Origin of the sequence: Streptomyces sp. CA-111067 (assembly GCF_050956065.1) — a bacterium.
Classification (GTDB): domain Bacteria; phylum Actinomycetota; class Actinomycetes; order Streptomycetales; family Streptomycetaceae; genus Actinacidiphila.
Genome location: NZ_CP192103.1, coordinates 1,172,212 through 1,186,295, shown reverse-complemented (window position 1 = coordinate 1,186,295; position 14,084 = coordinate 1,172,212). Strand labels below are relative to the sequence as shown.

Below are 14,084 nucleotides of genomic sequence, written 5' to 3'. Positions count from 1 at the left end.
GCTGATCGGATAGGGTCCGCGCGTGACCAGCGAGATCACCCTCTTCGTCAATCCCACCGCGGGACGCGGCCGGGGCGCCCGCGCCGCCGCGCCGGCCGCCGCCGCGCTGCGTGAGGCCGGCTTCGCGGTGCGCACCGTGGTCGGCGACGACCCGGCGGACGCGCTGGCCAGGGCCAGGAAGGCGGTCGCCGGGGGCACCGCCGCGCTGGTCCCGGTCGGCGGCGACGGGATGGTGTCGCTCGCCCTCCAGGCGGTGGCCGGCACCGGCACCCCGCTCGGCGTGGTGGCGGCCGGCACCGGCAACGACTTCGCCCGCGCCACCGGCCTGCCGGTCCGCCGGCCGGAGGCGGCCGGCGCCGTCATCGCGCGGGCGCTGCGGGAGGGCCGCAGCCGGGCGGTGGACCTGGGGCGGGTCGGCGACCGCTGGTTCGGCACCGTGCTGGCCTCCGGCTTCGACTCGCGGGTCAACGACCGCGGCAACCGGATGAGGTGGCCGGCCGGCCGGTTCCGCTACGACCTGGCGATGCTCGCCGAACTCGCGGCGCTGCGCCCGATCCCGTACCGGGTGCGCTTCGACGACGCGCCCGAGCGGGAGATCGAGGCGACGCTGATCGCCGTCGGCAACGGCCCCTCGTACGGCGGCGGGATGCGGATCTGCGCCGACGCTGAGCTGGACGACGGCCTGTTCGACGTGTGCGTGGTCGGCCCGTGCAGCCGCACCACCCTGCTGCGGGTCTTCCCCCGGGTCTACAGCGGCACCCACCCCGGCCACCCGGTGGTCACCGTGCACCGCGCCGCCCGGGTCGAGCTGGCCGCCGAGGGGCTCACCGGCTGGGCCGACGGCGAGCCGGTCGGGCCGCTGCCGCTGGTCGCCGAGACGGTGCCGGGGGCGGTCCGGCTGCTGGTGTGACCCGGGTCACTGCCCGCGGGCATGATTGCCCCGCGGAAGTGGCCGGCCGCCATAAAGATCACGCGCTGTGTCAGTGCCGCCGGGTAGGCTCGTGAGCGAGATGACCGAAGAGATGTCCCCCGCCGAGCGATTCGCCGCGAGCCGTCGCCGCGCGGCGGAGAACGCCACAGCCCTCGGGCAGTTCCGTCAGATGTACGACTTCGGCCTCGATCCGTTCCAGATCGAGGCGTGCAAGGCGCTGGAGGCCGGCAGCGGCGTCCTGGTCGCTGCCCCGACCGGCTCCGGCAAGACGATCGTCGGCGAGTTCGCCGTCCACCTGGCCCTCGGTGAGGGCCGCAAGTGCTTCTACACCACCCCGATCAAGGCACTGTCCAACCAGAAGTACGGCGACCTCGCCAAGCGCTACGGCGCCGACAAGGTCGGCCTGCTCACCGGCGACAACAGTGTGAACGGCGACGCACCGGTGATCGTGATGACCACCGAGGTACTGCGCAACATGCTCTACGCCGGCTCCCCGGCGCTCGACGGCCTCGGCTACGTGGTGATGGACGAGGTGCACTACCTCTCCGACCGGTTCCGCGGCGCGGTCTGGGAAGAGGTGATCATCCACCTCCCGCAGTCCGTCACCCTGGTCTCGCTGTCCGCGACCGTCTCCAACGCCGAGGAGTTCGGCGACTGGCTGGACACCGTACGCGGCGACACGCAGGTGATCGTCTCCGAACACCGCCCGGTGCCGCTGTGGCAGCACGTGCTGGCCGGCCGCCGGATGTACGACCTGTTCGAGGAGAAGGCCGGCGCCACCGACAACAAGGGCCGCCGCGAGGTCAACGCCGACCTGGAGCGGCTGGCCCGGACGGAGAACCAGCGCAGCTACCACCCCCGCGCCAAGCGCGGCCGGGAGGCCGACCGGGAGCGGGAGCGCCGGGCCCGCAGCAGGACCTGGACCCCCAGCCGCGCCGAGGTCATCGACCGGCTCGACAGCGAGGGCCTGCTGCCCGCCATCACCTTCATCTTCAGCCGGGCGGGCTGCGAGGCCGCCGTCCAGCAGTGCCTGTACGCCGGGCTGCGGCTGAACAACGAGGAGGGCCGGGCCCGGGTCCGCGCCCTGGTCGAGGAGCGCACCCGCGCCATCCCCGACGAGGATCTGCACGTCCTGGGCTACTTCGAGTGGCTGGAGGGCCTGGAGCGCGGCATTGCCGCCCACCACGCCGGCATGCTTCCCACCTTCAAGGAGGTGGTCGAGGAGCTGTTCGTGCAGGGCCTGGTCAAGGCGGTCTTCGCCACCGAGACCCTGGCGCTCGGCATCAACATGCCGGCCCGCTCGGTGGTGCTGGAGAAGCTGGTCAAGTGGAACGGGGAGACCCACGCCGACATCACCCCCGGCGAGTACACCCAGCTCACCGGCCGGGCCGGCCGGCGCGGCATCGACATCGAGGGCCACGCCGTGGTGCTGTGGCAGCGCGGCTTCGACCCCGGCCTGGTGGCCGGCCTGGCCGGCACGCGTACCTATCCGCTGCGGTCGTCCTTCAAGCCGTCGTACAACATGGCGGTCAACCTGGTCGGCCAGTTCGGCCGGCACCGCTCCCGCGAGCTGCTGGAGACGTCCTTCGCGCAGTTCCAGGCCGACCGCTCGGTGGTCGGCATCTCCAAGCAGGTGCAGCGCAACGAGGAAGGGCTCGACGGCTACCAGGAGTCGATGAACTGCCACCTCGGCGACTTCGGCGAGTACATGCGGCTGCGCCGGGAGTTGAAGGACCGCGAGGCCGAACTCTCCCGGCAGGGCGCGATGCAGCGCAGGGCCGCCGCCTCCGACGCGCTGGAGAAGCTCAAGCCCGGCGACATCATCCACGTGCCGGCCGGCAAGTACGCCGGTCTCGCCCTGGTCCTCGAAGTCGGTGTGCCGGCCGGCCGGTCCGGCGGCAACTTCCGCGGCGAGGACTACCACGACGGGCCGCGCCCGCTGGTGCTCACCGCCGAACGGCAGGTCAAGCGGCTGGCGCAGCTCGACTTCCCGGTGCCGGTCGAGGCGCTCGACCGGATGCGGATCCCCAAGTCGTTCAACCCGCGCAGCCCGCAGTCCCGCCGCGACCTGGCCTCCGCCATGCGCACCAAGGCCGGCACCGCCGGCTGGGCGGAGCCCCGGCACCACCGCAGGCAGCGCGCCGCGGCGGCCGACGACACCGAGATCGCCCGGCTGCGGGCCGCGATCCGCTCGCACCCCTGCCACGGCTGCGAGGACCGCGAGGACCACGCCCGCTGGGCCGAGCGTTACCACCGGCTGCGCCGCGACACCAAGCAGCTGGAGCGCCGGATCGAGGGGCGCACCAACACCATCGCCCGCACCTTCGACCGGGTCTGCGCGGTGCTCACCGAACTCGACTACCTGCAGGGCGACAAGGTCACCCCGGAGGGCCGCAGGCTGGCCCGGCTGTACGGCGAGTTGGACCTGCTGGCCAGCGAATGCCTGCGCGACGGAGTGTGGGACGGCCTCGGCCCGGCCGAACTGGCCGCCTGTGCCTCGGCGCTGGTCTTCGAGTCCCGGCAGTCCGACGACGCGGTGGCCCCCAAGCTGCCCACCGGCAACGCGAAGGCCGCCCTCGGCGAGATGGTCAGGATCTGGGGCCGGCTCGACTCCCTGGAGGAGGACCACGGCATCAACCAGACCGAGGGAGTCGGCCAGCGCGAACCCGACCTCGGCTTCGCACTGCCCGCCTACCGCTGGGCGTCCGGCCACGGCCTGGACGTGGTGCTGTCCGACGCCGACATGCCGGCCGGCGACTTCGTGCGCTGGTGCAAGCAGCTGATCGACGTGCTCGGGCAGATCGGCAACGCGGCGCCGGAGAACAGCCCGGTCCGGCGCAACTCCCGCAAGGCGGTGGACGGGCTGCTGCGCGGGGTGGTGGCGTACTCGTCGGTGGGCTGAGCCGGGTGGGCATTCAGGGATGGAGGCGTGGGCGGGCTTTTCAGGGCCCGCCCCCGCTTCAGGGGCCGGCCCAAGGCTTCAGGGCCCGGCCCCCAGGCTTCAAGGCCCGGCCCAGGCTTCAAGGCCCGCCGACGTCGGCCGTCAGCTCAGCTCGGTGCAGGTGAAGGACCCGTTCAGGGTGACCACCGGGCCGGTGCCGCCGTAGTTCTCCGCGATCTGCAGATTCTTCACGGTCACCGTCCAGGTCTTGCCGTTCTGCTGCCCGGTGACACCCTCGGACTTGGACACCCGTCCCGCGTACGCCTTCTTGTCCGGGGTGTTGAACAGCGCCACCTGGGTCGGGCTCGCGGCGCCCGTCGCGATGAACGAGGGGAACAGCGGCGTCTTGGTGTGCGTGGCCGGCGTGGTCAGCCCGATCAGCTTGCCGTCCTTGATCTCGCAGCCGACGCTGCCGGTGAAGTCGGCGCTGCCGGTGGCCGCGCCACTGTAGTCCAGGTGCCCGTTCGCCTTGGCCGGCGCCTTGCTGGTGGGCGCCGCGGAACTGGCCGGCGGCGTGCTGGTGGGCCCGTCGTCGCCCTTGTCCGACGTGTCCGAGGAGCAGCCGGACAGTACGGCAGCGGCCATGGCCGCGACGAGGGCTCCGGCGGTCAGTGTGGTGCGGTGGCGCATGTCGCCGTTGTCCTCTCCCCGTGGGATCTGTGGTGCGGGACAGTGTACGGACCCCCGACCGGCACCCCCCGGTTCGGGTGCGCCGGCGGGATCATGGGCGGTGCCGGTCCTGGTAGGCCCGCCAGCCGCCGTACGCGGTGATGTCCTCGGCGCCGTCCAGCGCGGACGGCTCGCAGAGGAAGCCGGTGACGGCGCTGCCGTCGGCGAGCGTGACGCTGCCCAGTGTCATCGGGCGGGGGAGGGCGGCGGTGAAGGCGCCGAGGGCCGCCGCCGACAGCTCCCAGACCTCGGCCTCGATCGGCGCGCCGGTCGCGCCCACCCTGACGAGACCGGGCTTGGCCGGCTCGGTGGCCAGCGCGTACAGCCGGTACTCCGGCGCGGTCGCGGTGGCCGCCGCGAGCCGGGCGCCCAGCGAGACCAACTGGTGGTTCAGCGGGCCGCCGGCCAGATGGGCGCCGACCACCGCGAGCCGCACCGGGGGCGCCAGCAGCGCGGCGATCTCCGCGATCCGGTCGTCGCACTGGGCCGGGCCGAGCAGCATCACCCCGAACGCCAGCCCGCCGACCTCGCCCGCGGGCACCGCGATCCCGCACAGGTCGAGCAGGTTGGCCGAGTTGGTGAACCGGGCGAGCCGGGTGTTGGCGCCGACCGGGTCGGCGGCCACCTCGGCGAGCGTCGGGTGGCCCGGCGTCGTCGGCAGCAGCAGCGCGTCGGAGTCGCCGAGTTCGGCGCGGGCGCGTTCGCGGAGCACGGCCAGCCGGCGCTGGTCGGCGAACAGCGCGTGCGCGGGCAGGTCGCGGGCCGAGGTGATGATCCGGGCGACCGTCGGGTCGAGGGCGGGGTCGTCCAGGTGCTCGTCGACGAAGCGGCCGACGGCGGTGTAGCGCTCGGCGACGAACGCGCCCTGGTAGAGCAGGGCGGCGGCCTCGGTGAACGGGCCCAGGTCCACGGTCCGCAGCTCGGCGCCCGCGGCGGCCAGCCGATCGGCCGCGGCCTGGTACGCCTGGGCCCAGCCCGGGTCTAGCTCGCCGAGCTGCCCGCGGCCGGGCACCGCCACCCGCCAGGGCCCCGGCCGCCGGGGCGGCGGCGCGGGAGAGGCGAGCAGGGCCGCCGCCCGGCGCGCTTCGGGCAGGGTGCGGGCGAACAGCGACACGCAGTCCAGGCTCGCGCAGGCCGGGACGACGCCTTCGGTGGAGACCAGGCCGCGGGTCGGCTTGACGCCGACGATGCCGTTGAAGGCCGCGGGGACCCGGCCCGATCCGGCCGTGTCGGTGCCGAGCGCCAGGTCGGCGATGCCCAGCGCCACGGCGACGGCCGAGCCGGCGCTCGAACCGCCGCTCACCCGGTGGGGGTCCAGGGCGTTGCGTACGGCGCCGTACGGGCTGCGGGTGCCGACCAGGCCGGTCGCGAACTGGTCCATGTTCGTCGTCCCGAGCACGATCGCGCCGGCTGCGCGCAGGGCCGCGACGGCCGGGGCGTCGGCGTCCGGCTCGTACGCGTACGAGGGGCACCCGGCGGTGGTCGGCAGCCCGCGCACGTCGATGTTCCCCTTGACGGCGAGCAGCACCCCGGCCAGCGGCAGGGTTTCGCCTGCGGCGAGCCGAGCGTCGACGCCCCGGGCTTCGTCGGCGACCTCAGCCTGTGCCCGCAGATCGATCCAGACCTCGGGACGGTCGACCTCCCGAACCCGCCGGTACGCCTCGGCGACGCGCCGCTGAACGTGCTCCATGCTTCATCCTTTCGCCCGTAGACAGGTGCGGGCCGGTGGGCGCGACAAGCCACGACGGACCCGCGGTCGGGAGCCGGGTGGGGACGCTACGGTGGGGAGCCGGGTCATGGGGCAAGAACGACAAGCGCCGTGCCCGGGAGGACCTGGTCGCCCGGGGTGACGAGCACCTCGGTCACCACGCCCGCCCCCGGCGCGCGTACGGAGGACTCCATCTTCATCGCCTCAAGCGTGAGAAGCCGCGCTCCCGCCTCCACGCGCTCGCCGGGGCGGACGGCCACCTGCCATACCGCCGCCGCGAACTCCGCCTCCACCACGCAGCCGCCGGGCGGCGCGGTGACCTCCGACCCGGGGGCCGGGGCGGGCGGCGGGGTGGTCGGGTCCGCGCGGGCGAACTCGCCCGACGCCTCCCACGCCTCGCGCTCCGCGCCGAACGCCACCGCCTGCCGCGAGCGAAACGCGGCGATCGACTCCGCGTTGTCCGCCAGAAAGCGCTGGTGGTCCGCGAGCGCGAACTCCCCCTCCTCCATCCGCACGGTGTGCCTCCCGGCGGCCATGTCCGCCCGCAGGTCGAGCAGTTCGTCCGCCTCGACCGGGTACCACTTGATCCGGTCGAAGAACCGCAGCAGCCACGGCTGCCGGCGCGCCCGGCTGGACCACACCTGGATCGTCCGCCCCACGAACTGGTAACCCCCCGGCCCCTCCATCCCGTACACGCAGAGGTACGCCCCGCCGATGCCGACCGAGTTCTCCGCCGTCCAGGTCCGCGCCGGGTTGTACTTCGTGGTCACCAGCCGGTGCCGGGGGTCGAGCGGGGTGGCGACCGGCGCGCCGAGGTAGACGTCGCCGAGCCCGAGCACCAGGTACTCCGCGTCGAACACCGTCCGGTACACGTCGTCGACCGAGTCGAGCCCGTTGATCCGGCGGATGAACTCGATGTTCCACGGGCACCACGGCGCGTCGTCCCGCACCCCGGCCATGTAGCGGGCGATGGCCTCCCGGGTGGCCGGGTCGTCCCAGGACAGCGGGAGGTGCACGGTGCGGCTGGGCACCACCAGCCGGTCGGTGGGCGGCAGTTGGTCCTCCGCCTCCCGCACCAGGTCGAGCAGCTTGCCGGTGGACAGCTCCGCAGGATCGACGTGGATCTGCAACGACCTGATCCCGGGGGTGAGATCGACCACCCCGGGCAGCCGCTGCGCGGCCAGGTGCTCGGCGAGCGCGTGCACCCGCATCCGCAGCGCGAGGTCGAGCTGCATCGGGCCGTACTCGACGAGCAGGTTGTCGTCGCCGCTGCGCCGGTAGGTCACGGCGGGCCGCCCCACGGCTGGTTCGGCCCGGCCGAGCACGCCGCCGTCGGCGATGACCGGCCGGGACGGCACGGGCGCCGTCGCGGGCGCGGCCCGCAGCCCGGCGGCGGCGTCCTCGCCGACCGGCACGAACCGCACGGTGTCGCCCGGCCGCAACTGCCCCAGCTTCCAGCGCTGGCCGGTGACCACGGTGGCCGGGCAGACGAACCCGCCGAGCGACGGGCCGTCAGGCCCGAGCAGCACCGGCATGTCACCGGTGAAGTCCACCGCGCCGACCGAGTACGGCGTGTCGTGGATGTTGGACGGGTGCAGCCCCGCCTCGCCGCCGTCCGCGCGGGCCCAGCGCGGTTTCGGGCCGACCAGCCGCACCCCCGTACGCGCCGAGTTGAAGTGCACGCTCCAGTCGGCGGCGTAGAAGTCGCGGATGTCGTCCTCGGTGAAGAACTCCGGTGCCGCGTGCGGCCCTTCGACCGCGCCGATCCGCCACTGGGTGCCGATCACGGGCCGCCGCCCGGCGGCCACCGGGACCGCGGCGGCGCCGGAGGCCGTCCCGCCGTGCAGGACGTCCCCGGCCCGCAGCGCCCGCCCGCCGTGCCCGCCGAACCGGCCGAGGGTGAACGTGGCGGCGCTGCCCAGGAACTCGGGCACGTCGAGGCCGCCGGCGACCAGCAGGTAGGTGCGCAGGCCCGCCTCCCGCGGTGCGCCGATGTCCAGGACCGCCCCGGCCGGCACGGTGACCGGCTGCCACTGCGGCACCTCGCGGCCGTCGACCGTCACCGCGGCGGGCGCGCCGGTGACGCACACGGTGGTGGCGTGGCTGAAGCGCAACGCCGGTCCCTGGAGCGTGCATTCGAGGCCGGGCGCGCCCTCGTCGTTGCCGAGCGCCTCGTTGCCGAGCCGGAACGACAGGTCGTCCATCGGGCCGCACGGCGGTACCCCGACGTGCCACAGGCCGGTACGGCCCGGCCAGTCCTGGACGGTGGTGAGGGTGCCCGCCCTGACCGTGTCGATCCGCCGGGACGGGTCGGTGACGGTGTCCAGGGTGGCGGTGGTGTGGGTGGCGGCGCGCAGCGCGGGTTCGGTGAGCGCGGCCCGCAGCAGTCCGAGGTTGGTCTCGATGCCGTCGATCCTGGTGGCGGCGAGGGCCTCGCCGAGCCGGTCGAGCGCCTGGGCGCGGTCGGCGCCGTGGGCGATGACCTTGGCGAGCATCGGGTCGTACGACGTGCCGACCTCGGTACCGGTCTCCACCCAGCTGTCCACCCGCACGCCCTGCGGCCAGCTGACCCGGGTGAGCACGCCGGCGCTCGGCCGGTGGCCGTGGCCGGGATCCTCGGCGTAGATCCGCGCCTCCACCGCGTGGCCGGCCGGCCGGAGCCCGGGGACGGCGGCGCGATCCGACGGGCTCGGGTGCGTCAACGGGCTGTCGCCGCGGGCCAGTCGGAGCATCCACTCCACCAGATCGATGCCGAATATCTCCTCGGTCACCGGATGCTCCACCTGGAGACGGGTGTTGACCTCAAGGAAGTACGGCTGCTCGCGCTCGGCGTCGTAGACGAACTCCACGGTGCCCGCCGAGCGGTAGCCGACCGACGCGCACAACGCCCGCGCGGTGTCCGCGAGTTGACGCCGGACCCGGTCGGGGAGCGCGGGCGCCGGTGCCTCCTCGACCACCTTCTGGTTGCGGCGCTGGAGCGAGCAGTCCCGGTCGCCGAGGGCGGCCACCTGCCCGGCGCCGTCGCCGAAGACCTGCACCTCGACATGGCGGGCACTGGTCACCAGCCCTTCCAGGAACACCCCGGAGGTCGAGAAGCCCGCGGCGGCGATCCGCCGTACCGGGTCCCAGGCGGAGCTGAGTTCGGCGGGGGAGTGGCAGGCGCGCATGCCGATACCGCCGCCTCCGCCGGTCGCCTTGAGCATCACCGGATAACCCAGCGCCTCGGCCGCCGCCAGCGCCGCCGCCAGGTCGGGCAGCAGCCCGGTGCCCGGCAGCAGCGGCACCCCGGCGGCCTCGGCGGCGGCCCGCGCGGTGTGCTTGGCGCCGAAGAGCTCCAGGTGCCGCGGGGTCGGGCCGACGAAGGCCAGCCCTGCGGCCTCGCAGCGGCGGGCGAAGCCGGCGTCCTCCGAGAGGAATCCGTAGCCGGGGTGGATCGCGCCCGCGCCGGTCTCCTGGGCCGCCGCCAGCACCGCGGCCACGTCCAGATAGCTGGACTTGGCGGGCGCCGGCCCGATCCGCACCGCCTGGTCGGCCAGGGCGACGTGCGGCGCGGCCCGGTCGGGGTCGGAGAAGACCGCGACCGTGCGCAGCCCCATCCGGCGGGCGGTGCGGATGATCCGGGCGGCGATCTCGCCCCGGTTGGCGACCAGCAGCGTGTCGAAGGGCGCCGGACCGCCGGCCGCGGGCGCGGTGGACGGAGTGTCCCCGGCCTTGGTCCCCCCGGCCTGGGTGTCGCCTGCCTTGGTGTCGAACGTCATCGGCTGTCCGCCCCGCTCACCGTCATCGTCACCGGCGTCGGGTCGAAGCCGTTGCAAGGGTTGTTGATCTGCGGGCAGTTGGAGACCAGCACCAGCACGTCGGTCTCGGCCCGCAGCACCACTTCGAGCCCGGGCGCGGAGATGCCGTCCACGATGCCCAGCGTGCCGTCCTCCTCCACGGGGACGTTCATGTACCAGTTGACATTGCTCACCAGATCGCGCTTGCCCAGGCCGTAACGGGCGCCCTCGGCAAGGAAGTTGTCCACGCAGGCGTGCTGCGACCAGGTGTGGTGGCCGTAGCGCAGGGTGTTGGACTCCTTGGAGCAGGCGCCGCCGATGGTGTCGTGCCGGCCGCAGGTGTCGGCGACCACGGTCATCAGCGGCGTGTGCTCGCCCGACAGCAGCACGCTGCCGGTGGACAGGAAGAGGTTGCCCTGCGCCTGGATGGTGTCGGGCGCGCTGTAGCGGACGGCGGTGTCGTGGGCGTCGTAGACCAGGAAGTCGACGGCCTGGTTGCCGTGCAGGTCGGTGATGGTCAGCAGGGCGCCCGCCGGGATGACCGCGGACCAGGGAGCGCGGGCCGGCACGGTGGTCGTCGTGGCGGCCATCGGCACCGGTCCGCTCGCCGGCGCGGAAGGCCCGATCGACGAGGCCGGCTGGGTGATCCGGGTGCTCGTCATGCCTGCCCCCTGGCGGTCAGGTGTTCCGCGGTGTTCAGGAAGGCGCGGCGGCCCTCGGGGGTGGTGTCCCACAGCGGGTCGCCGGGCGCGGTGGGCCGGCCGGGCCGGGCGCTGACCTCCAGCGGACCGCAGGTGTACGCCGGGCGCGGGTCCAGCGGGTGCGGCACGTTCGCCAGCAGGACGGTCAGCGGCATCTCGGCCCGCAGCACCACCGCCGTACCGGGACCGGCCGGACCGGTGAACTCCAGCGCCCCGTCCGGCTCCACGCGCACGCCCTGGAAGAACGACAGCGAGGGCGGCAGGTCGCGCGGCGCCAACCCGTGCTTGGCGGCGGCGAGTTTGAACAGCTCGCGGCCCGCGGGTGACCCGCCGTGCGCCGAACCGTCCCCGTACCGTGCGGTGTTGCGCGCCGCCGACGACGTGCCGCACAGCGTGTCGTGCCGGCCGCTGGTGTCGGCGATCAGCGAGGCGAGCACCCGCCCCTGGTCGGACAGCAGCAGCCGGCCGGCGCCTAGGTAGGCGTTCCACTGGACCTTGACGGTGTCGGCGGCGTTCAGCCGTTCCCACGGCCGGTCCTGGACGTAGAGCAGCAGATGTGCGCAGGCGTCGCCGGTCGGGTCGGTGAGCCGCAGTTCGGTGCCGCGGGCCAGCGCCTTGTGGGTGTAGTTGCCGCCCGCCACCGTCTCGGCCCACAGCAGGCCGTCCGGCGCGGGCACCTGCGGCATCGCCTCGGCGCGGGTGCCGTCCTGGGCGCGGGCGTGCTCACGGGCGCCGAGCGCCGTCCCCGTCGAGCCGCCCTTGCCCCGCCGCCCTGCCCGGGGCCTCCGGCCGGCCGCGCCGCCTCCGCCGCCCCCGCCCGCTTTGGCTGCCGGTCCGCTCGTCCCTGTCGCCACGGTGCTCCACCTCCGTCTCGGTGGTTCGCTGTCGCCTGATTTCTGTCGCTCGACAGAAATTAGGCGCCGGTGGATTCCGGCCGATTGCGCGTGCGTTGCGCGCCGGTTACCGGCCGCTCACCGGGCCGGCGGCCCAGCGCCGTACCGGCCGTGTGCGACGATCAAGCGGTGAGTACGAGCGGAAGGCGGGTCGGACGGCCGCGGGCCAGCCAGCGTCCCGAGACCGGGATGAGCCCGCGCGAGGAACTGCTCGCGGCGGCGGCCGAACTCTTCACCACCCTCGGCTACACCGCGACCAGCACCCGTGCCGTCGCCGAACGGGCCGGGCTGCGGCAGGCGTCGATGTACCACTACGTCGGCGGCAAGGAGGACCTGCTCGCGGAACTGCTGGAGAGCACGGTCACCCCGTCGCTCGAACTGGCCGGCGCGCTGCTCGCCGACGACGGCCGGCCAGCCGAGGCCCGGCTGTGGGAACTGTGCCGCTCCGACGCCGAGTTGCTGTCCGCGGGCCCGCACAACCTCGGCGCGCTCTACCTGTTGCCCGAGGTCGCCGCGGAGCGCTTCGCCGGCTTCCACCGGGCCCGCGCGGCCCTGAAGGACTGCTACACGCGGCTGCTGTCCCGCACCGCCGCCTGCGCCGGCCTCCCTCCGGCCGACCTCGCGCTGCGCGCCGACCTGATCTTCGCCCTGATCGAGAGCGTCATCCTGATCCAGCGCTCCGCCCCCGACCGCCCGGCCCCCGCCTTCGCCCCGGCCGTGGCCGACGCGGCCCTCCGCATCGCGGGCGTGCCCGGCCCCCAGGTGTGACGGACCGGGCCCGGCGTCAGGCCGCCACCGCGAACTTCCCCGTCGCCGAGGCCAGCGCCTTGAGCGAGGCGGCACCCGGGATGCCGTTCACCGCCGTACCGGACCAGCCCAGACCGTGCGCCGTGCTGTACGCCTGCTGCCACTTGCCGTAAGCGGCCACCGTCATGCTGCCGAACGTGCCGTCCCCGGCGTAAGTGGCCTTGAGGTAGCCGAGCTTGACCAGCGCGGCCTCCACCGGCTTCACGTCCGCCGGGTGCGAGGCGTGCCCCTGCGCGGCTTCGGGGTCCTTGTGCGCGGCGTCGATCAGGCGGCCCAGCGAGACCTTCGGCTTGACCGCACCGGAGGACCCGGCCGGTGCATGCGAGGACCCGGCCGGAGCATGCGCGGAGCCCGCCCCGGCAGCGGCCAGGATCGCCGCCATCGGAAACGCCCCGGGATCGCCGTGGTCGTTCTCCGGGACGTGCTGGTGGCCGCAGTGGCCGTGGAAGGACTCCCAGCGGGACGCCGACATCCGGACGCCGTTGCGGGCGCCGTACGAGGCGTCGTACGCCTTGAACTCCAGGCCGGAGACCAGCGGGACGCCGTTGGTGTCGTGCGCCCACCTGGCGAAGGCGGCCAGGTCCCTGATCACCCAGTCGGGCAGGGAGGGCATGTACAGGTGCCGGCTGCCGGCCCACTTCTTGTGGGTGACCGGGTCGCAGGTGCCGACGATCTCGACCTGTACGACGTTGAGGGTGTTGGTCTCCACCCCGCCGGTCAGGTTGACCAGCGCGCGGGAGGACCGGTCGACGTCGAAGTGCTGGTACCAGAGCAGCTTCTCGGCCTTGAAGTCCGGCACGGCGGTCAGGTTCGGTGCGACCGAGCCGCCGTCGTAGTCCGGGAGGGTGGTGCCCTCGGTCGAGTGCCAGACGACGACGTTGGTCTCCATGGCGTCGCTGGAGAACTTGCTCTGGTACCAGTGCGCGGTGCTGGCACCCGGGTACTTCTGCGGGCCGGTTGACATCGTGACCTCCGTCGGTGCGCTGGCGGGCGGAGCCGTCCACAACACGGCGGTTGAGGACCGCACCCGGCTAACGAGCCCGAGGGCACGGAGGTCATCGGACGGGTCGGTCAGCGTTCGAAGACTCCGGTGAGCCGGCCGCGGCCGAGGACGGGCGGGGTGACGGCCGGCAGCAGGGCACGGGGCCGTGCCCGCTCCGGGGGCGTCGCGCTCGGGTCGCCGCCCACGGGGTTCGCGAGGGCGAGGAGTTGGAAGACGTAGCGGTGCGGCCCGTGGCCTTTGATGGGCGCCGGGCCGTGGTACCCGCGTCCAATGGTGGACCTCAACACCCTTACTCCGGTAGCGGGTTGACGCGCGGAGAGCGCGCCCGGCTCCAACTGCCCGGCCGCCGGGTCGATCAGGGCGAGGCAGTGCACGGCGGGCTTGGGCAGCGGGACGTCGATGTCCTCGACGACCAGCAGGAGTTGGCCGGTGCCGGGCGGCGGCGCCGTCCAGGCCAGATGCGGTGAGGTGTCGGTGCCGCCGATGTTCTTCGCGCAGGTCTCCAGCGGCATGGTCTCGCCGTCACCGAACTGCCGGCTGGTGAGGGTCAGCAGGTCGGGGCCCTGGAGGTTGGGCAGGTGCCACGCCGTGTGGGCATCGCCTGCCCTGCGGTTGTTGAGCAGCCGGCCGAGCAGCGTCATCGGGTTCCCCCAAC

At 74.0% G+C, this 14,084-nt stretch carries 10 protein-coding genes; 3 read left to right on the top strand and 7 right to left on the bottom strand.

The annotated features are described in order from the left end of the window. Window positions 1–22 precede the first annotated feature (22 nt). Window positions 23–910 (top strand): diacylglycerol kinase, encoded by an 888-nt coding sequence (locus ACQPW6_RS05105; protein ID WP_433888322.1) that lies wholly within the window; start codon window positions 23–25, stop codon window positions 908–910. Between the two features lie 100 nt (window positions 911–1,010). Continuing rightward, window positions 1,011–3,833 carry a DEAD/DEAH box helicase gene (locus ACQPW6_RS05100; protein WP_433888321.1) on the top strand — a complete coding sequence of 941 codons (2,823 nt, stop codon included), beginning with the start codon at window positions 1,011–1,013 and terminating at the stop codon, window positions 3,831–3,833. Between the two features lie 141 nt (window positions 3,834–3,974). Here the strand turns inward: ACQPW6_RS05100 and ACQPW6_RS05095 are convergent, their stop codons facing one another. The 5 genes from ACQPW6_RS05095 to ACQPW6_RS05075 all read right to left on the bottom strand — a co-directional run bounded on the left by ACQPW6_RS05095 (window position 3,975) and on the right by ACQPW6_RS05075 (window position 11,580). Continuing rightward, window positions 3,975–4,502, bottom strand: coding sequence for a hypothetical protein (locus ACQPW6_RS05095; protein ID WP_433888320.1), 528 nt, complete (start codon window positions 4,500–4,502; stop codon window positions 3,975–3,977). Between the two features lie 91 nt (window positions 4,503–4,593). Beyond that, entirely contained in the window at window positions 4,594–6,231 is a 1,638-nt protein-coding gene (locus tag ACQPW6_RS05090) for an allophanate hydrolase (protein ID WP_433888319.1), read from the bottom strand. A 104-nt stretch (window positions 6,232–6,335) separates the two neighbouring features. Continuing rightward, the gene (uca, locus tag ACQPW6_RS05085) at window positions 6,336–10,007 is read right to left on the bottom strand and encodes an urea carboxylase (protein WP_433888318.1); all 3,672 of its coding nucleotides are present in this window, start codon (window positions 10,005–10,007) and stop codon (window positions 6,336–6,338) included. Further along, entirely contained in the window at window positions 10,004–10,615 is a 612-nt protein-coding gene (locus ACQPW6_RS05080) for an urea amidolyase associated protein UAAP2 (RefSeq protein ID WP_433894429.1), read from the bottom strand. The genes uca and ACQPW6_RS05080 overlap by 4 nt, the downstream gene beginning before the upstream one ends. A gap of 68 nt (window positions 10,616–10,683) precedes the next feature. Beyond that, on the bottom strand, window positions 10,684–11,580 hold the full coding sequence (locus ACQPW6_RS05075) for an urea amidolyase associated protein UAAP1 (protein ID WP_433888317.1): 897 nt from the start codon (window positions 11,578–11,580) through the stop codon (window positions 10,684–10,686). A 228-nt stretch (window positions 11,581–11,808) separates the two neighbouring features. On the opposite strand from ACQPW6_RS05075, the gene ACQPW6_RS05070 reads away from it, so the two are divergent. Then, complete coding sequence (locus tag ACQPW6_RS05070) at window positions 11,809–12,387, top strand: TetR/AcrR family transcriptional regulator (protein ID WP_433894428.1); 579 nt, start codon at window positions 11,809–11,811, stop codon at window positions 12,385–12,387. Window positions 12,388–12,403: 16 nt separating this feature from the next. Here the strand turns inward: ACQPW6_RS05070 and ACQPW6_RS05065 are convergent, their stop codons facing one another. Together ACQPW6_RS05065 and ACQPW6_RS05060 are read right to left on the bottom strand one after the other, a co-directional pair. Continuing rightward, entirely contained in the window at window positions 12,404–13,390 is a 987-nt protein-coding gene (locus ACQPW6_RS05065; RefSeq protein WP_433888316.1) for a peptidoglycan-binding domain-containing protein, read from the bottom strand. Window positions 13,391–13,497: 107 nt separating this feature from the next. Next, entirely contained in the window at window positions 13,498–14,070 is a 573-nt protein-coding gene (locus tag ACQPW6_RS05060) for a YbhB/YbcL family Raf kinase inhibitor-like protein (protein WP_433888315.1), read from the bottom strand. Window positions 14,071–14,084: the final 14 nt, after the last annotated feature.

What these genes read in the sequence shown, in the direction of transcription:
- ACQPW6_RS05100 (WP_433888321.1), top strand. Translation starts at nt 1,011, where the DNA reads ATGACCGAAGAGATGTCCCCCGCCGAGCGATTCGCCGCGAGCCGTCGC.
- ACQPW6_RS05095 (WP_433888320.1), bottom strand. Translation starts at nt 4,502, where the DNA reads ATGCGCCACCGCACCACACTGACCGCCGGAGCCCTCGTCGCGGCCATG.
- ACQPW6_RS05090 (WP_433888319.1), bottom strand. Translation starts at nt 6,231, where the DNA reads ATGGAGCACGTTCAGCGGCGCGTCGCCGAGGCGTACCGGCGGGTTCGG.
- uca (WP_433888318.1), bottom strand. Translation starts at nt 10,007, where the DNA reads ATGACGTTCGACACCAAGGCAGGCGACACCCAGGCCGGGGGGACCAAG.
- ACQPW6_RS05080 (WP_433894429.1), bottom strand. Translation starts at nt 10,615, where the DNA reads ATGGCCGCCACGACGACCACCGTGCCGGCCCGCGCTCCCTGGTCCGCG.
- ACQPW6_RS05070 (WP_433894428.1), top strand. Translation starts at nt 11,809, where the DNA reads ATGAGCCCGCGCGAGGAACTGCTCGCGGCGGCGGCCGAACTCTTCACC.
- ACQPW6_RS05065 (WP_433888316.1), bottom strand. Translation starts at nt 13,390, where the DNA reads ATGTCAACCGGCCCGCAGAAGTACCCGGGTGCCAGCACCGCGCACTGG.
- ACQPW6_RS05060 (WP_433888315.1), bottom strand. Translation starts at nt 14,070, where the DNA reads ATGACGCTGCTCGGCCGGCTGCTCAACAACCGCAGGGCAGGCGATGCC.